General features: G+C 67.3%; 18 protein-coding genes and 1 pseudogene. 12 read left to right on the top strand and 7 right to left on the bottom strand.

Annotated elements, in window-relative coordinates:
- Nucleotides 1-1,609 (bottom strand): MMPL family transporter (locus tag ON27_RS31865; RefSeq protein ID WP_043735998.1); only part of this gene is annotated, 1,609 nt, incomplete at its 3' end.
- Nucleotides 1,610-1,724: 115 nt separating this feature from the next.
- Here ON27_RS31865 and ON27_RS31860 point away from each other — a divergent pair.
- The 5 genes from ON27_RS31860 (at nucleotide 1,725) to ON27_RS31840 (ending at nucleotide 6,814) form a co-directional block, all read left to right on the top strand.
- Nucleotides 1,725-2,114, top strand: a complete 390-nt coding sequence (locus tag ON27_RS31860) for an ArsR/SmtB family transcription factor (protein ID WP_043735993.1) — start codon at nucleotides 1,725-1,727, stop codon at nucleotides 2,112-2,114.
- Nucleotides 2,111-4,078, top strand: coding sequence for a heavy metal translocating P-type ATPase (locus ON27_RS31855; protein WP_043735992.1), 1,968 nt, complete (start codon nucleotides 2,111-2,113; stop codon nucleotides 4,076-4,078). Before ON27_RS31860 ends, ON27_RS31855 begins: the two co-directional genes overlap by 4 nt.
- On the top strand, nucleotides 4,075-4,605 hold the full coding sequence (gene lspA / locus ON27_RS31850) for a signal peptidase II (RefSeq protein ID WP_043735991.1): 531 nt from the start codon (nucleotides 4,075-4,077) through the stop codon (nucleotides 4,603-4,605). The genes ON27_RS31855 and lspA overlap by 4 nt, the downstream gene beginning before the upstream one ends.
- The gene (locus tag ON27_RS31845; RefSeq protein WP_043735989.1) at nucleotides 4,556-6,133 is read left to right on the top strand and encodes a DHA2 family efflux MFS transporter permease subunit; all 1,578 of its coding nucleotides are present in this window, start codon (nucleotides 4,556-4,558) and stop codon (nucleotides 6,131-6,133) included. The genes lspA and ON27_RS31845 overlap by 50 nt, the downstream gene beginning before the upstream one ends.
- Before the next feature lie 93 nt (nucleotides 6,134-6,226).
- Nucleotides 6,227-6,814, top strand: coding sequence for a cadmium resistance transporter (locus ON27_RS31840; RefSeq protein ID WP_043735987.1), 588 nt, complete (start codon nucleotides 6,227-6,229; stop codon nucleotides 6,812-6,814).
- Between the two features lie 181 nt (nucleotides 6,815-6,995).
- Here ON27_RS31840 and ON27_RS31835 read toward each other — a convergent pair whose 3' ends face one another.
- Nucleotides 6,996-7,376 (bottom strand): hypothetical protein, encoded by a 381-nt coding sequence (locus ON27_RS31835; RefSeq protein WP_043735985.1) that lies wholly within the window; start codon nucleotides 7,374-7,376, stop codon nucleotides 6,996-6,998.
- Nucleotides 7,377-7,417: 41 nt separating this feature from the next.
- On the opposite strand from ON27_RS31835, the gene ON27_RS31830 reads away from it, so the two are divergent.
- The 7 genes and pseudogenes from ON27_RS31830 to ON27_RS31800 all read left to right on the top strand — a co-directional run bounded on the left by ON27_RS31830 (nucleotide 7,418) and on the right by ON27_RS31800 (nucleotide 13,375).
- Nucleotides 7,418-8,119: a TetR/AcrR family transcriptional regulator gene (locus ON27_RS31830; RefSeq protein ID WP_245560414.1), complete on the top strand. Its 702-nt coding sequence runs from the start codon at nucleotides 7,418-7,420 to the stop codon at nucleotides 8,117-8,119.
- Nucleotides 8,116-9,099: an alpha/beta fold hydrolase gene (locus ON27_RS31825; RefSeq protein ID WP_051047206.1), complete on the top strand. Its 984-nt coding sequence runs from the start codon at nucleotides 8,116-8,118 to the stop codon at nucleotides 9,097-9,099. Before ON27_RS31830 ends, ON27_RS31825 begins: the two co-directional genes overlap by 4 nt.
- Nucleotides 9,100-10,016: 917 nt before the next feature.
- Nucleotides 10,017-10,662, top strand: a pseudogene (locus tag ON27_RS31820) (DsbA family protein).
- A complete protein-coding gene (locus ON27_RS31815) occupies nucleotides 10,643-11,293 on the top strand; it encodes a vitamin K epoxide reductase family protein (protein ID WP_043735981.1) in 651 nt (216 codons plus the stop codon). The pseudogene ON27_RS31820 and the gene ON27_RS31815 overlap by 20 nt, the downstream one beginning before the upstream one ends.
- 44 nt (nucleotides 11,294-11,337) lie before the next feature.
- Nucleotides 11,338-11,997 carry a TlpA family protein disulfide reductase gene (locus tag ON27_RS31810; RefSeq protein ID WP_306306968.1) on the top strand — a complete coding sequence of 220 codons (660 nt, stop codon included), beginning with the start codon at nucleotides 11,338-11,340 and terminating at the stop codon, nucleotides 11,995-11,997.
- Nucleotides 11,997-12,575: a TlpA disulfide reductase family protein gene (locus ON27_RS31805; protein ID WP_043735994.1), complete on the top strand. Its 579-nt coding sequence runs from the start codon at nucleotides 11,997-11,999 to the stop codon at nucleotides 12,573-12,575. Before ON27_RS31810 ends, ON27_RS31805 begins: the two co-directional genes overlap by 1 nt.
- Nucleotides 12,572-13,375, top strand: a complete 804-nt coding sequence (locus tag ON27_RS31800) for a cytochrome c biogenesis CcdA family protein (protein ID WP_043735980.1) — start codon at nucleotides 12,572-12,574, stop codon at nucleotides 13,373-13,375. The genes ON27_RS31805 and ON27_RS31800 overlap by 4 nt, the downstream gene beginning before the upstream one ends.
- Nucleotides 13,376-13,610: 235 nt before the next feature.
- Here ON27_RS31800 and ON27_RS41815 read toward each other — a convergent pair whose 3' ends face one another.
- From ON27_RS41815 to ON27_RS31775, 5 genes are all read right to left on the bottom strand, one after another.
- The gene (locus tag ON27_RS41815) at nucleotides 13,611-14,024 is read right to left on the bottom strand and encodes an LGFP repeat-containing protein (RefSeq protein WP_083887950.1); all 414 of its coding nucleotides are present in this window, start codon (nucleotides 14,022-14,024) and stop codon (nucleotides 13,611-13,613) included.
- 95 nt (nucleotides 14,025-14,119) lie between these two features.
- The gene (locus tag ON27_RS40885) at nucleotides 14,120-14,491 is read right to left on the bottom strand and encodes a hypothetical protein (protein WP_043735976.1); all 372 of its coding nucleotides are present in this window, start codon (nucleotides 14,489-14,491) and stop codon (nucleotides 14,120-14,122) included.
- Nucleotides 14,488-15,408 (bottom strand): carbon-nitrogen hydrolase family protein, encoded by a 921-nt coding sequence (locus ON27_RS31785; protein WP_043735974.1) that lies wholly within the window; start codon nucleotides 15,406-15,408, stop codon nucleotides 14,488-14,490. Before ON27_RS31785 ends, ON27_RS40885 begins: the two co-directional genes overlap by 4 nt.
- A 39-nt stretch (nucleotides 15,409-15,447) precedes the next feature.
- Entirely contained in the window at nucleotides 15,448-16,080 is a 633-nt protein-coding gene (locus ON27_RS31780; RefSeq protein WP_043735973.1) for a TetR/AcrR family transcriptional regulator, read from the bottom strand.
- Nucleotides 16,081-16,386: 306 nt separating this feature from the next.
- On the bottom strand, nucleotides 16,387-16,737 hold the full coding sequence (locus ON27_RS31775) for a DUF3703 domain-containing protein (RefSeq protein ID WP_043735972.1): 351 nt from the start codon (nucleotides 16,735-16,737) through the stop codon (nucleotides 16,387-16,389).
- Nucleotides 16,738-16,926: the final 189 nt, after the last annotated feature.

Raw genomic sequence — 16,926 nt, 5'->3', positions numbered from 1 at the left:
CTCCGGTCGCGTCGGCCGCTGTGTTGCGCAGGTCGCGGATGAGGTCTGTGGCGGCCATCGAGTCGAAGGTGACCGAGGGGATCGCCATCGCCAGCATTCGACCGTCGTTGAGCTGGGCGGGCAGGACGGTGTCGATGCGGGTGTCGCTGGCGATCTCGGTCAGGAATCGGTTGACCTGTGTTGCGGCGGCGGGGGTGAGTGGGGTGTCGGCGGGGCCGGTGGCGATGATTTCGACCGGTGCGAGTGCTCCGGCGGGGAAGTTGGTGGTCAGCGCGGTGCTGGCGCGGCCGGTTGGGGTGTCGTCGAGGGCGGTGGTGCCCATGTCGAGGCCGTAGCGGATCCCGAAGACCGGTAGCGCGGCGAGGACCAGCACCGCGACGGCGGCCGTGCCGAACAGGACGGGTCGGCGCATGACGAGGTACGCCCAGCGCGCCCAGCGGCCGACGAGAACGCCCGAAGTGTCGGTGGCGCTGTCGGCAGGGCGCCAGCGGGCCGGGAGACTGCCGCGGTTGACGGCGGGGCCCAAGGCGGCGAGCAGGGCGGGCAGTAGGGTGACGGCGACGGCGAGCATGCTGGTGACGGCGGTGGCGACGCCGATGGCGATGCCACGGAAGATCGGTGCCTGGATGATGATCAACGCGCACAGCGAGATCATCACCACCAACCCCGAGACCAGAATCGTTTTGCCTGCTGTGGCGAGGGAGCGACCGACGGCGCCGCTGATCGCGGCATGGTCTGGCCCGGTGTGATGGGTGAGTTCTTCGCGGAAGCGACTGACGATGAACATCGCGTAGTCGATACCGACGCCCAGACCCACCATGGTCGCCATGGCCACGGTCAGCGAATCGAACGCGGTCACAGTAGTGAGGGTGAACAACACTCCGACCGCGGTCAGCATCCCGGCGATGGCCACCGCGATCGGGACCGCCGCCGCGGCCAGGGCGCCGAGGGCGAGGACGAGCAGGACCAGCGCGACCGGGATGCCGATTGCCTCGGCGCGGGCCAGGTCGGCGTTCTGCAGTTCGGTGGCCGCGTTCTGTACAGCCGAGTACCCGGTGACCCCCACGTCGATGGAATCGTCGCCGGTGGTGGCAATGGCGTCTTGCAGGTCGCGCGCGACTCTCGCGCGTTCGGCCATGTCGCCGTCCATGCCGGCCAGCGCGATCGCGACGTGACCGTCGGCGGAGATCTGGGATCCGGGCAGCCCGTCGTAGGGGCCGATGACATCGACCACGCCCTGGACCTCAGTGGCGGCGGTGATCGTGCGAGCCACCGTGGCGCGGAAGTCGGCGTCGGTGGCGGTGAGGGCGCCAGATTGCAGCACGATGACCGCCTGTTCCGTACCGAACTGCGGGAAGTGCTGGGCAACCAGGCGATCCACCTCGGTGGACTCCGAGCCCTCGACACCGAAATCCATCGCGCCGAGCCGGTTCTCGAGCAGCGGGTAGGCCACCGCACATACCACTAGCAGCAGTCCCCAGATCGCCAGGACCGCGTGTCTGCGCCGGGCCATGAGAACGCCCCACCGATACAGCGCTCCGGGCGAGCCCGGTGGCGATGGTTGCTGGGGCGAGTTCTCGATGACGGCGGACTGCTGCTGCTGGTTCACGTGTTCTCCCTCCGTAGCCGACCACAATTGATCGTCAGACAACGATGTAATCGTTGAAACTAGATTAATATCACCCTCCCTCGTTATCAATAGCTTCCCCCGCTATCATCGCCTTATGGCGATTAATCATGGTGAGGGCTGCCTCGCCGAGACGCAGGGGTTGGATTTGGCGGTGGCGTTGTTCCACAGCCTCTCGGATGCGACACGGTTGGCGATCGTGCGTCGGCTGGCGTGCGGGGAAGCGCGGGTGTCGGACCTGATGGCCGGGCTGGGGTTGGCGCAGTCGACGGTGTCGGCGCATGTGGCGTGCCTGCGCGACTGCGGGCTGGTGGTGGGGCGTCCGCAGGGGCGGCAGGTGTTCTACAGCCTGGCCCGCCCGGAGTTGATGGACCTGCTGGCCTCGGCAGAGACCCTGCTGGCGGCGACCGGTAACGCGGTGGCGTTGTGCCCCAACTACGGCACCGACTCCACCACCACGACGGAGAGTGCGGAGGTGCGGGCATGAGCGACGCATGCGGCTGCGGCCACGACGAACCCACCGGCGAGAACGGTGAGGCGGAGGAGCGGGAACCGGAAAAGCTGTGGGAGGTCAGCGAGCTGCGCGCTGCCGCGGTCGCCGGGGTGCTGCTTGTCGCGGCGCTGATCGTCGGCTGGACCGGCGGCCCGCGCCTGGTCGAGCTGGGATTGGAGACTGCCGCACTGCTGGTCGGTGCCTACACCTTCGTCCCGTCGACGTTCAAACGGTTGGCCAAGGGCAAGATCGGGGTCGGCACGCTGATGACGATCGCCGCGATCGGTGCGGTGATCCTGGGCGAGGTCGGCGAGGCCGCGATGCTGGCGTTCCTGTTCTCCATCAGCGAGGGCCTCGAGGAGTACGCGGTCGCGCGCACCCGCCGCGGGCTGCGCGCCCTGCTGAACCTGGTTCCCGACCGGGCCACCGTGCTGCGCGAGGGCACCGAAACCGTGATCAGCCCTGCGGAGTTGCGGGTCGGGGACCGGATGCTGGTGCGCCCCGGTGAGCGCGTCGCTACCGACGGTGTGATCATCGACGGGCGTAGCGCGCTGGATGTGTCGGCGATCACCGGCGAATCGGTACCGGTGGAAGCCGGACCGGGCGCGGAGGTGTTCGCGGGGTCGATCAACGGCACCGGCGTGCTGACCGTCGAGGTCACCACGACCGCCGAGGACAACTCCCTGGCACGGATCGTGCGGATCGTGGAGGCCGAGCAGGCCCGCAAGGGCGACGCCCAACGCCTGGCCGACACGATCGCCAAACCGTTGGTGCCCGGCATCATGATCGCCGCCGCCGCCATCGCGGTGATCGGGGCGCTCTTCGGGGATCCGGTGACCTGGATCGAACGGGCGCTGGTGGCGCTGGTCGCGGCCTCGCCGTGCGCGCTGGCGATCTCGGTGCCGGTCACCGTCGTCGCCGCGATCGGGGCGGCGAGCAAGCTGGGCGTGCTGGTCAAGGGCGGTGCCGCACTCGAGGCAATGGGCCGTGTGCGCGAGGTCGCGCTGGACAAGACCGGCACCCTCACCGCGAACAACCCTGCCGTCGTCGATATCGCCGCCATCGACGGTGTGCACGGGGACCGGGTGCTGGCGGTCGCGGCCGCGCTGGAATCGCGCAGCGAGCACCCGCTCGCCCGCGCCATCCTCGCCGCCGTCGACACCGTCACCCCCGCCACCGACGTCGAGGCGGTCACCGGCGCCGGGTTGACCGGCCGCGTCGACGGGCGTCCGGCACGACTGGGCCGACCGGGCTGGATCGAACCGGGCCTGCTGGCCGCCGATGTGGAACGGATGCAGCACGCGGGTGCAACCGCCGTGCTGATCGAGCTCGACGGCCAGGTGATCGGTGCGATCGCTGTGCGCGACGAACTACGGCCCGAAGCACACGAGGTCATCGACCGGCTGCACGCGCTGGGTATCCGGGTCTCGATGCTCACCGGTGACAACACCCGCACCGCCGCCGCGCTGGCCGCCGAAGCGGGGATCGAGGACGTGCACGCGGATCTGCGCCCGGAGGACAAGGCCCGCATCGTCGCCGACCAGCGCAGCGACCGGTTCACCGCGATGGTTGGCGACGGCGTCAACGACGCCCCCGCGCTGGCGACCGCCGACCTGGGGATCGCGATGGGCGCCATGGGCACCGACGTCGCCATCGAAACCGCGGACGTAGCGCTGATGGGTGAGGACCTGCGGCACCTGCCGCGGGCTCTCGAGCACGCCCGCCGCGCCCGCCGGATCATGGTGCAGAACGTCGGTTTGTCGTTGGGGTTGATCACGATCCTGATCCCGCTCGCGCTGTTCGGGGTCCTCGGGTTGGCGGCGGTGGTGCTGGTGCACGAACTCGCCGAGATCGTCGTCATCGCCAACGGTGTCCGCGCCGGACGCACCAAACCCCTGGCCTCGCTGACCGATTCGGCGGCCAAGCCCGCACCGGTACTGGCCGGAGCGCCCGCGTGACCGCTACCGCGTCGTCTGCTCCCACCGTGTCGCGGTGGGGGCGGCGACTGCGGTGGGTCGCTGCCGCGGCCGTGCTGGCCGGTATCGACCTCGCGCTCAAAGCGTGGGCGCAGACCACGCTGGCCGGGGCCCCGATCGAGGCGGGTCCGGTGGACCTGAGGTTGGCGTTCAACCCCGGCGCCGCGTTCTCGATCGCCGCCGACGCACCGAGCTGGGTGATGCTCACCCTCACCACCGTGATCACCACCGCGGTCGCGGTCGGCGGATGGGTGGTCGCGCCGCGCGCGAACCTGCTCACCCGGGTCGCACTCGCCGCAATCCTGGGCGGTGCCGCCGCCAACGTCATCGACCGGGCCCCCGACGGTGTGGTCACCGACTACCTGCACACCGGCTGGTGGCCCACCTTCAACCTCGCCGACACCTTCATCGTGCTCGGCGCGACCGCCCTCGTCATCGCCACTCTGATCGGAAACTCCGATGAGCGAGAACCACTCTCACCCGAACACCACACCGACAACCGGGACTGAACCGGGCCCATCACGTCGGTGGGCAGGGCTGGCGGCGCTGGTCGTCGCCCTGCTCACCGTCGGGCTGGACCTGATGGTTCTCAACGTCGCCCTGCCCACCCTGGCCCAAGACCTGGGCGCGAGCACCACCCAGTTGCAGTGGATCGTCAACGCCTACACCCTGGTCTTCGCCGCGCTCATGCTGCCCGCCGGCGGCTTCGGTGACCGCTACGGCCGCAAACGGCTGCTGCTGGTGGGCCTGGTCGCCTTCGTCGCCGCCTCGGCCTGGGCCGCTTTCAGCGGGTCCACCAGCTCGCTGATCGCCGCCCGCGCGGTCATGGGCATCGGCGCCGCGATCATCGTCCCGCTGTCGCTGGGGATCCTGCCGACCCTGTTCGGCCCCGACCAGCGTCGTCGCGCGATCGCGGTGTGGGTCGGCGCGTTGGGTGTCGGCCTGCCGCTGGGGCCGATCGTCGGTGGCTGGCTGTTGCAGCATTTCTGGTGGGGCTCGGTGTTTCTGATCAACGTCCCGGTCGGTGTCGCCGCCCTGGTTGCCTGCGTGATGCTGTTGCCCGAATCAGTCGACCCGCACGCACCGCCGCTGGACCGGCTCGGGATCCTCACCGCCGTCGCCGGTACGGCGGCGGTGGTATTCGGCATCATCCAAGCTCCCGAGTACGGGTGGACCGACCCCGTCGTGCTCGCCGCTCTGGCAGCCGGTGTTGTGCTGATCGCGGGATTCCTGGCGCGGGAACGGCGTACCCGCGACCCTCTGGTCGATCTGGCACTGTTCACCAATCCGGCCTTCACCTGGCCCACACTGGCCGCGACCGCGGGCACCTTCACGCTGGTCGGCGTGCTGTTCGTGCTGCCGCAATACCTGCAGATCCTGCGCCGCCACGACGCCTTCGGCACCGGCCTGCGTCTGGTTCCTCTGGTGCTGGCGATCATCGTCGCCGCGGCCGCTGTCGACAAGATCGTCACCCGCCTCGGCGCCAAAATCCCGATCGTCACCGGAATGGTGATCGCCGCGGCAGGATTCGTGCTCGCTTCCCGCATCACCGTCGACTCCGGCTACGGCTTCGTCGCGGTGTGCCTGGCGATCGTGGGCCTGGGCGCCGGGCTGGCGTTGGCGCCGGCGGTCGATGCGGTCATGGCGAGCCTGCCCGAGCACCGCAGCGCCGCAGGAGCTGGGTTGCTGATGGCCATTCGACAGGTCGGTGCCGCGTTCAGCGTCGCCATCCTGGGCACCCTGCTCACCGTCACCTACACCCGCGACCTCGACCCCCACCTGAGCGGCCTGCCCGATCCACTGGTCAGCGCGGCGCGTGACAACATCGCCGGAGCACAACTGGCCGCGACCCGGATTCCCGGCCCAGCTGGTGCTGATCTGGCCGCTACCAGCGCCCACGCCTACAGCCAAGCCATGTCCGCAGTGTTCCTCGCCAGCGCCGCCGTCAGCGCACTACTCGCCGCGGCCATCGCCGCCAAACTCCCCAACCAGACCCCTGCGCCCGCGCCGACATCACCGGCGCGTGATCGGCAATGAGATAGACAGTCCGTAACGACCGCTGCGAGCGCGGCTCAACCGCGCATGTTCGGCCGAACAGCAGTGCACTCCCCGAGAAAGGCATCCGCCGGCATGGTTACCTCGATCCTGCAAGCCATCGGACTGTTCCTGGTGACCAACATCGACGACATCATCGTGCTCTCACTGTTTTTCGCCCGTGGCGCGGGAACCCGCGGAACCACGGCCGCCATCGCAACAGGACAATATCTCGGTTTCGGAGCGATCCTCGCCGCGTCAGTCCTCGTCGCGCTGGGAGTGACGGCGCTGCTGCCCGAAGAAGCCATCGCCTACTTCGGGCTGATCCCTCTGCTGCTCGGTCTGCTCGCCGCCTGGAGAGCATGGCGAAACAACGGCGACGACGAACGATTCGAGGGCAGAAAGGTAGCGGTCTGGTCGGTGGCCGCGGTGACCTTCGCCAATGGAGGCGACAACATCGGTGTCTACGTCCCCGTCTTCGCCACCGTGGGAACGGCAGCGATCATCGCCTACTCGATCGTATTCCTGCTGTTGGTCGCAGTACTGGTGCTCACCGCGAAGTTCCTCACCACCCGCAAGGCCATCGCCGAGATCTTGGAACGGTGGGAACATATTCTGTTCCCTCTCGTCCTGATCGGTCTCGGAATCGTCATCCTCCTCAGCGGCGGCGCCTTCGGCCTCTGACCGCCGCCCCGGTCTGCACAGCCCAGATCATGGAGAGGGCAGCGTCGGCCCTAAAGAATGAAGTGTTATTCGAGGCTGTAACCAGCGTGTAGCCGTACTTCGGTGCGGCACCCGGGCTGTAAGCCGCATTGCTTGTCCGCCAAGGTGCCTGCCATGCGATGAGGTGGCCCGAACTGAACGGCTACCGCGCCAGCACCAGCACTGCGAGTGCGACCCAGCCGACGCTGGTGCCGACGAACAGCAGCCCTTCGAGCGCGCGAAAGGCGGTTGCGCGCTGAATCGAGGCACGAAACGCCAAAGGCAGGAACGTCACCGGTTGCCCGTATGCCCCGACTACGAGCAGGACCGCGATCCAGGTGGGAACATCCGGCACGGCGGCGCCGACGGCCGTCAGGATCACGCCCATGAACAGCAGGTCCAGGTGGGCCTGCCGGATGCGCCCGAGGTGGGTGACGCCATGGGCTCGCAGGGTGTCGGGAATGGTGACGGTGGCCACCATGAGCCAGCCGGTCAAGGCTGCGACCGCGAGTTCGACCACTCCGAAAACGACCAGAGGTGCCACGGGGAAACTCCTAACTAGTAAATTGCAGTTGATATGCAGAATTGCATGCCACCTGCACTATAGCTATTGTGGGGTACATGTCCAGCCCTCAATCCACGGAAGCCACTCGCCAGGACCGCCGCAAGGCGCGCACCCGGGCGGGGATCCTCACCGCCGCCGAACAGCTTTTTCTCGCCCACGGGTACCAGGCCGCAACGTTGGAGCAGGTGGCCGACGTCGCTGATGTCTCGGTCCGTTCGATCTATTCGCACTTCGGCGACAAAGCTGGTCTCTACAGCGCCCTGGTCGACACAGCGCTCGAACTCGACGCGCAGTACTGCGACGAAGGTTGGCGATCGGGCACCGATCCACTCAGCCGTTTGATCGGATTGTCCGAGGGATACCTGCGCTTCTACCGCGACCATCCGGGGCTGTTCCGGATCTTCCGGTTTCCGCCTGCGGATGCCACCGGCGCCGCCGGGCTGGAAGCGGGGGCGCAGCGTGTCGCCGAACGAATCAAATCCGAAATCGCCCGCATGTCCGGCGCTTTGACCGAGGCGATCGAGACCGGTGTCTTTCGCCCGGTTCCGGTCGAGGCGACTGCCACGTTCTTGTGGGCTGCGTGGGACGGCGTCATCGCCTGTCACCTGCTGCCCGACCACATGGGCCTCGACGACGCCGGCTTCGACGCCGTGCTCGTTCAGGCCCGGACACTGCTCGCAACCAGCCTGCTCGCCCAGCCCGGCCATGGAGAAGTCGAATGACCCACACACCCACCTGGACCACCGTCGACTATGAGCGCGACTATGGCCGGCCAGCCGCCTCGGCCTGGCGAGACATCAACTGGACCGAGCACGAACGCGACATCGACATCGACGGCACTCCCCTGCACTACCTCGACTACCGCGCCGACGAAGGCCGAAGCGAACGGACCTTCGTGCTGGTGCACGGACTCGGGGGGCGCTGGCAACATTGGTCGGAGAACATCCCCGCCCTCGCACGGCACGGCCGGGTCATCGCGGTCGACCTGCCGGGGTTCGGGTGCTCACCTCGGCTGCGTGGGCGCTATTCGGTGGACCGGCTAACCGATGTGGTCGCGTCGGTGGTTCAGCGTTTGGACCTCGGCGAGGTCATTGTCCTGGGTCATTCGCTGGGGGGACCGCTCGCGGTGCGATTCGCCCTGCGCCACCGTCACCTCGTCCAGGGCATCGTCCTTGTCGCCGGAACCGTGCAGGGCTTCGCCGATGCCCTCGGCATGCGAAACATGGGATGGAACCTGCGCCACCGCCTGGCCACTGTCGTCTCGACCTACTTCGAGGTGCTGACGGCGGGGATACCTGCGCCGGCCTGGCTGCGCCGGCTGATCATCGCCAGTCCTGTTCTGCGGCAAATGATGCTGTGGCCCTACCTTCGCCGACCCGCGGACCTGCCCGGTGACAGCGTCGAATTGCTTGTCGACGGTGTCGGTGCACCTGGCGTGTTACCCACCGCGCGAGCTGTCGGCGCGCTGCCGCTTGCCGACTGGCTCGTCGAGGCGGATGTGCCGACTCTGGTTGTCGGCGCCGACCATGACCCGATTTCACCGCTGAGTGATCTGCGCGCGTTCCTCGACAGCGTCGGCCCTGTCCAGGCAGTGGTGCTCGAAGGAACCGGCCACATGCTCATGCTCGAACGCCCCGACGCGTTCAACACCGAAATCCTGCGTTTCATCCAGACGCCCGGTCCCACAGGCACAGCCAGATAGGGAAAACGTCCGATGCGCCGTGGGGGCTGTCTGTCACCCGGTCAGTGCCGGATGTCGGGCTTCCGGCTACCCCAGCACCTGCTTCGGGCCCTCTCATCGCCTCGGTCCACGGTCGACCCAGAGCGATCTCGGCCCATCTACTACCCTGGCGACGTGCAGGGCAGGCGTCGTAGGAAAGCTGTGCGAGTGGGACTCGCTCGGTTGACCGCCGTGCTCGCAGCTCTGGTGGGGCTGGCGATGATGCAGACTTCGCCGCGGATGAGGTGTTCGTCGGCCACGACGCCGTGTGCTCGACCGCCGGTTAGGGCGCGACTGCTGTCGCCGACATGGGAATGGCGGCGTCGGAAGTACTCGGAGACCTCGAGGATGCCGCCGGTGTTCCTGCCGTGAACCCACTTGCCCCGCAGGCTCCGGACTGGGTGCTCGGTCTGTGCGTTGTTCTGCTCCTGAGTGCCTTGCTCGCGGTGACGTGGCGTCCCGGCCCCGGCACCGGCACCGTCGAATCGACTCGAGGCGGGCCGCATCCGCCGCCTGCCCAGCGACGCTGCCACGCGCCCAGCCTCGCGATGCTCTGCGTGCTGCGCACATAGAAGCACCCGGCAGTTCTCGAGCCGCGCGTGCACTGCCGAGACCAATCTCGGCACGCTGCACCATCGACCTGGTAGCCGCCGATACGCGGCCGAGCGGCATCCGGCTCATGCAACTGCCCATCGTGGTCATTCACATGGTCGGCGGGTAACGCTGTCAGCAATTGTGCGCGCCTTACGGTGCCCGGACGCTGCGTATCACCGCGACCTGCCCGACTCGCAACGGAAAAAGGACAAGACATGCCACAGCGGCAGGACAATACCGGCAGCGACCAGCTCCCGAACGTGGCGCGCCAGGGAAGGCCCGCTCCTCACCGTACGAAGAACTTGATGATCTCGGCGGCAATCGTTGCCGTCTTCCTCGTGGTAGCCGCCGTACTCGTCGCGATCAACTCCGGCTCCGATGACAACAAGGACCAGCCCGTCGCCGAGGCCGACACGCGGAGCATGCTCGTGCGCGACAACAGCCATTGGGTCGGCCCTGCCGGTGACGGCAAGGTCACGTTGGTGGAGTTTCTCGACTTCGAATGCGAGGCCTGCGGGGCGGTGTTTCCTTTCGTGGAGCAACTGCGCGAAACCTACAGCAGGCGAGTGACCTTCGTCGCGCGCTACTTCCCGATCCCGTCACACTTCAACGCCGAACGCGCGGCACGGGCAGTGGAGGCCGCCGCCGGACAGGGCGCGTTCGAGGCGATGTATCAGAAGATGTATGAAACCCAGCCCGACTGGGCCGAGCAGCACGTCGCGAAGGACGACGTCTTCCGTGGCTTCCGCACGCGAGCTGGGCTTGAACATGACGCAATGGGACAACGCCTACAACGATCCTGCCACCCTGCAACGGATCAACAACGACGTCGCAGACGGCCGAACCCTCGGGGTGCAGGGAACGCCCACGTTCTTCCTCAACGGTGTCAAGCTCCAACCACGCTCCGCTGAAGACTTCACGAAGGCCATCGATGCCGCACTCGCCGGATAAAGCCGAGGTTGCCACGGGGGCGCCGGCGAGTGGGGCTCATCAGGAGCCGTTCCCGCAGTTGTTGCCGTGGCTGCTGCTGATCGGCGGTCTCCTCGGCACGGCGGCAGCGAGCGTGCTCACCGCGGAGAAGATGGCACGTCTGCGAAACCCTACCTATGTGCCTAGCTGCAGCCTGAACCCCATCATCTCCTGCGGGTCGGTCATGGACAGACCGCAGGCCACGGCGTTCGGCTTCCCGAACCCCTTGCTGGGGATCGCCGGTTTCGCGGTCGTCACCGCCGTGGGCGCCGGGCTGCTGGCCGGTGCACGGTTTCATCGCTGGTTCTGGTTGGGACTGCAAGCCGGTGTCACCTTCGGCGTGGTGTTCGTGCACTGGTTGACCTACCACACCCTGTACAGCATCGGGGCCCTGTGCCCCTACTGCATGGTGGTCTGGGCAGTGACCACACCGGTCTTCGGCTACGTAACCCTGCGAAACGTCGTAGCGGGTGTTCTGCCTGCACCGGTGGTGGTTCGCCGGCTAGCCGATGTCGCGGCGGGATACCACGGTGTGGCGCTCACAATCTGGGCACTCGCCATTGTTGCCTTGATCGGTATCCGCTTCTGGAACTACTGGAGCACGCTGCTGTGAACGCGAAACTGGCATGTACTACGATATGTAGTAGATAGAGGGTGATGATGGAGAAGGGATCGCGCATGCAGCCCAAGGCTCGCTGGCTCGTCTTCTCCCTGGTCGTGATTGTCGCGTTGATCGTGGCAATTTGGCCGCGGTCGACCTCGTCGTCGGAGACTCGGTTCGCGCGAACGGGTGCGTCGGCGACCGCGGCCGCAGGCTCCGCCGCAACTGCTCCCGAGGTGGGTCGCGCGGGCCTGGCACAGCCGCGGCCTTGCCCGGCACCGGCTGTGTCGGGGTCCACCGTCGCCAGCTTGCGCGGAATCTCAGCGCGGTGCCTCGGCTCGCCCGACATGGTGGACTTGGGTGCCGCGCTGAGCGGAGAGGTGACGCTGATCAATCTTTGGGCCTCCTGGTGCGGGCCGTGCCGGGCAGAGATTCCCGTGCTCGACGAATATGCGAAGCAATCCGGTTCGGTCCGCGTCGTGGGAATCAACGTGCAAGACGACCCCGTTGCCGCGCTGGAGCTGATGACAGGCCTGGGCGCAGGCTACGCCTCGTTCGTCACAACCGGTGACGTGGGCAGAGCGCTGGCCGCGCCTCCGGTGTTGCCGCTGAGTTTTCTTGTCCAACCGGATGGTTCGGTCGAGCGGATCACCACTCCGGCCGTGTTCGACGACCCCGCCCAGATTCGGGCCGCGATCAGTGAGGTGACCCGGTGATCCAGCAGCCGGGGATCAGACCCACGATCGGTGTGAGCGGCTGCGCTTCCGGCTCCGATTCGGTCGCCACCGGTGGTGGCACGTTCGATTTCGTGTCACCAGGTGGGCAGACCGACATCTTCTACGACCCGCCGGCGAGCCGCGGCAAGATCGGGGTGCTGGCCGGCCCCGATTTCATGGCCGAGGACAAGACGGTGTCGGTGTCCGACTACGCCGGGCAGGTGGTGGTGATCAACCTCTGGGGTCAATGGTGTGGTCCATGCCGCGCGGAAGCCGACGACCTCGGACGCGTGTATGCGTCCACCAAGGACTCGGGCGTGCAGTTTCTGGGCATCAACGTCCGCGATCCCCAGCGGGACAAAGCACAGGATTTCGTCATCTCCTACAAAGTCGGCTATCCGTCGATCTACGACCCCTCGATGCGCACCCTGATTGCGCTCGGCGGCAGCTATCCTACCCGCGTCATCCCCTCCACCCTGATCCTGGATCGCCAGCACCGGGTGGCGGCGGTGTTCCTGCGTGCCCTTTCGGCCGAGGATCTGCAACCCGTGATCGAACGCGTGGCGGTAGAACGGTGACAACACTGGCCCAGGGGATCGGTACAAGTTTTCAGACCGCCGCCGCGACCGGGCCATTGCTGCTCGCGCTCGCCGCCTGCATGCTCGCCGGTCTGGTCTCCTTCGCCTCGCCGTGTGTGGTGCCGCTGGTGCCCGGATACTTGTCCTACCTCGCTGGTGTTTCCGGGGCCAGCACATCACACGCGGGTGCCGGTGAGCGAGGTTCGGCCGGGGACCGATGGCGGGTCGCCGGCGCGGCGGCGTTGTTCGTCGCTGGGTTCACCGTCGTCTTCGTCCTTGCTACTGCGTCGGTGTTCGGCGTCATCGGAGCGTTGCGGCTCAACGAGGATCTGCTTCAGCGTGTCGGTGGGGTGGTCACGATCGTGATGGGGCTGGCGTTCGTCGGGCTCATCCCGGCGCTGCAGAAGGACACACGCTTCGCCCCGTTGCGGGTCTCCTCGCTCGCCGGCGCCCCCTTGCTCGGGGGTGTGTTCGGGTTGGGATGGACGCCGTGTCTGGGACCGACACTGGCGGGTGTGCTCTCGGTCGCGGCCGGAACCGAAGGCACAACCGCCGCACGTGGCGTGGTGCTGATCATCGCCTACTGTGTCGGACTCGGATCACCGTTTGTCCTTCTCGGTTTCGGCTCCGCGAAAGCTCTGCGAGGTGTCGGATGGTTGCGCCGACACTCCCGGACCATCCAGATCGCTGGTGGGATCATGTTGATTCTGGTCGGCGCAGCCTTGGTCAGCGGCGCGTGGGCAGTTTTCATCGGCTGGCTGCGCAATGAATTCGTCACCGCGGTCGTACTGCCCATATGACGGACGCCCTCACGATCAAGTCCACCGCCACGCCGACCCCGCGGCTTATCAGCACCCAGCCGGGGGTGACCGGTATCACCCCACTGAAGCGCTCATCGTCACCGGCTGGCGACCCCAACCCTCAGGCAGCGGCGAAGTCGGCTGATTTCTTCAAGCCGCCACCAGGGTCCGGGCGCGACGAACCCATGTCCGCACTTGCCCGCCCGCTCATCCGCTACGGCTACGGGCTAGTGGGTCAGGGATCGGCCGGAGTTGACAGCTCGCGACGCGCGAACCACCTCACTGTCCGGTCGCTGCACCTGGGCTGGGGGCAATTTCGACCGAGCCAGAAGGCGCTGGGGACGGTGCCGGTGCAGCATCTGCAGGTCCGGTGCAGGTGGGACTTCTGCTGATGCAGTCGTCGAGGACGTGGTAGACGGTGTCGGATGATCGAGGGCGGCCGGTGGGGTGGTCCGAGTGTGGTGACAGCACCGGTCTCCTGGTTGAACACCAACGACCGACGACCGAAATCGACCCGGACACCACCGGGCACGGGGTACTCGTTGCTGCGTGGCGCGCCCAGCACGCCGTCGTTCCCGCCGAGCTGGGCAAACCTTTGCCCGATGCGCCCGGCTACTTCATGGATCTGACCGTCGGGAGCCTGGAACAGATCACCGTTGACGAATCTGGCGTACTGTCCTACTCGAGCCGATTGATGTCAGTGCGCCTTCCCGGCTGGACATGGGGCAGCGGTAGTTGCAGGGGTCAGCCGATGACGGCAACCGCTGTCAGGCCGCCGCTCGTTGCGAGGAAGGCGATCATGCTGGTCGCTTGGTAGCCGAGGGTGCGGGTGAGGTCTTCGCGCCAGGCGAGTGGAAGGAATAGGGCTGGATTGAGCCAGGTTCCGAAGACGACGATCGCCGCTGTCCAGGTGGGTAGTTCGGGAGCGGCGAGGCCGATCGCGACGAGTATCAAGCCCATCATGATGAAGTCGATATGTGCCTGGAGCAGTCGGCGCGGCGCGATGATTCCGAGCCGTCGTGCCAGATCGGCCCCGGCCAGCTGGATGACCACGATCCATCCCAGCATCGCTCCGAATGCCAGTTCTATCAGCCCGATCCGGGCGAGAGTGTTCATCGGCTGCCGCCATGGCGTGCATACCAGCGCTGGCCGTGGGTGCGTTGGTAGGTCCATGCCAATGCGGGAAGTGTCCCGCGGCGATGGAGCCAGAAGCGGTTCGGCGGCTGCTGGTGCGGTGGTTGCGCGCCGGGAACGATGTCGCCGATCACGTATCCTTCTCCCTCGCTGTGGTGCCGTCGCGCGATGACCTGACCGTCGGCACTGGTGATGGCCGTGCAGCCCTCGAAATGGCCGCGGTAGCGCAGCGGGAACCAAGGGGTGGGGCAGTCGAGTGGGCCCGCGTGCGCGGCGTGTACGACCGGTGCTCCGACATAGCGTGCGAAGCTGATGGCGGCAGTCCGCGCCGTTGCCTCGTTGCGCGCTTCCATCAATCGGAACAGCCGCGCGGGCCGCCAGGCGGGAATCGACCACCAGCCCGAGCCGGCGAGCACCACATCCACCCGGCCACGCAGTCGGTGCACGGTCTGTGTGCGCATCAATTCCCAGCACAGCGCGACCCCGATGCGATATCCGGGGGCGGTGAGCACGCCATCGTCGGTGCCGCCGATGTAGAAGCTGTTCTCCCACATGGTCGGCAGATCCTTGTCGTGGCGGCCGAGGATGCCGTCGGGTCCGGCGAGCAGGTAGGCGTTGCGGACGTGACCGTCGCGGTCGCGACACAGAAACGATCCGCCGATGAGGATGTCGTGCTGGGCAGCGAGCTCACACAGCAGCTGGGTGGCCGCACCATCCGGTGGTAGCGCCGCAGCCGGCAACCGGTCGTCGAACCCGATGCCGGTGGTGAAGAACTCCGGCAGCGCGACGATTTCGGCGCCGTCACCGACCGCGGCCGTCGCCAGCCGTTCGCAGGCGGCCAGGTTGGCGTCGACGTCGGTCGGCACTGCCGTCAGTTGAACCGCTGCTACACGAACCATTCTTGAACGTTACTACAAAACTGAACGACACTACAAGAATTATGTGGTGAGGCCGCGCAGGAGGATCTCGCGTCCGATCGCCAGCACTCGATCCAGCTCGTCGGTGTCCAGGGCCAGTCGATCCGGCCGCATGTGCAAGGCGAGGACACCGTTCCAGGAGCCCCAGAGGAAGATCGCGGTGCGCTGTGGGTCGGGGCAGACGATGGCTCCTGTCGCGGCGGCGCGCGCCAGAGCGTCGGCGATATCACCGACCAAGGTTTCGACCTTGTCGGCGATGCGTGCTTCGACCTCGCTGGCGATGTCGCCGGGGGGAACATCGAGCACCCGCAGTGCGATCATGCGGAAGTATCCGGGGTTTTCCAGGTGGAAGCGGCAGTAGGCGTCGCTGGCGGCGAGCAGTTCCTCGACAGGAGTGCGCCCGTGCCCGTACGCCTGGGCCATCACCTGCTCGTTCACCGTCAACGCGCGTTCGACCAGCGCCAGGTAGAGGCGCTCCTTGTTTCCGTAGTGGTGGTAGATCGACCCGACCGCGATATCGGCCTCGGCGGCAATGGCATCCATGCTGACGGCGTGGTAGTTGCCCTCGGTGAACAGTTTTTCTGCGGCATCGAGAATGGCTGCGGTGGTACGCGCAGTCCGCCGATCCATGCGACGCTGCCCAGGTTCTGCCATCCGCTCAGGGTATCGACCCGCAGCAGCCCGACCTCGGGATGGCTGTCGGCCCTCCGAGGCGGTCCCCTGCCATCCGGGCCGGGCCGGGCCGGGGAGGGCGGGCGTCAGCCGACGTGGCGCCGTCGAACTGTATTCGGCAGCCACCTACTGTGGACGGCCGGTGGACGAGGAGGTGACCGGTCGTGAACCCGATGAAGACGATCTGCGACGGGATGTGCGTCATGGCCCGTGATGCACCCACGTCGCCCGAGGTGCTCGTCTGCTGCGGGAGTGAGCCAGAGAGACGGGGGCAGTGTTCATCAGGGGTCAGGCGGTGGTGGGGTGCAGCAGCGCCGCCAGATCCGGTGGGGTCGGCATGGGTTGGCGTAGGCCGACGCGGGCGCGGCCGGTGTTGCCTTCGGGGTAGCGCCCGGCCAGGGATCCGGGTGCGGCGACAATGATTCGCACGACTTGGCCGAGGGCTTCGCGGCGGTCGCGTTGCCGCACAGCGAGGGTGAACATCGCGATGTGGTTGCGGGTGTGCAGCCACGGGTCGGGTTGGGACAGGATGTGGGCGCGTTCCAGATGCGCCCACCGCTGGTCGGGGTCGGGAGTGGTTGCGGCGGCGCGCATTTCGTTGTGGTAGCGGGCGCGGGCCGGGGCGGGCAGGCGGGACATGCAGGGTTCCTTTCGATGTGCGGTGGTTGTGCGGTCAGTGGTGGGTGGGTCGCAGCGCAGGTCGCCGGTCGCGGCGGCGGCGCCGATTCGGGAGGATTGGTAGCCACCAGTTCCAGTTGCCGAACAGGCGCATGAGGGCGGGGACGAGGACGAGGCGGATCAGGACGGCGTCGATGGCTACCGCAACCG

The sequence above is a fragment of the Nocardia asiatica NBRC 100129 genome (assembly GCF_000308415.1).
GTDB classification, from domain to species: Bacteria; Actinomycetota; Actinomycetes; order Mycobacteriales; family Mycobacteriaceae; genus Nocardia; species Nocardia asiatica.
Note: the sequence above shows the minus strand (reverse complement) of the source record. Positions and strands in the feature narration are given on the sequence as shown.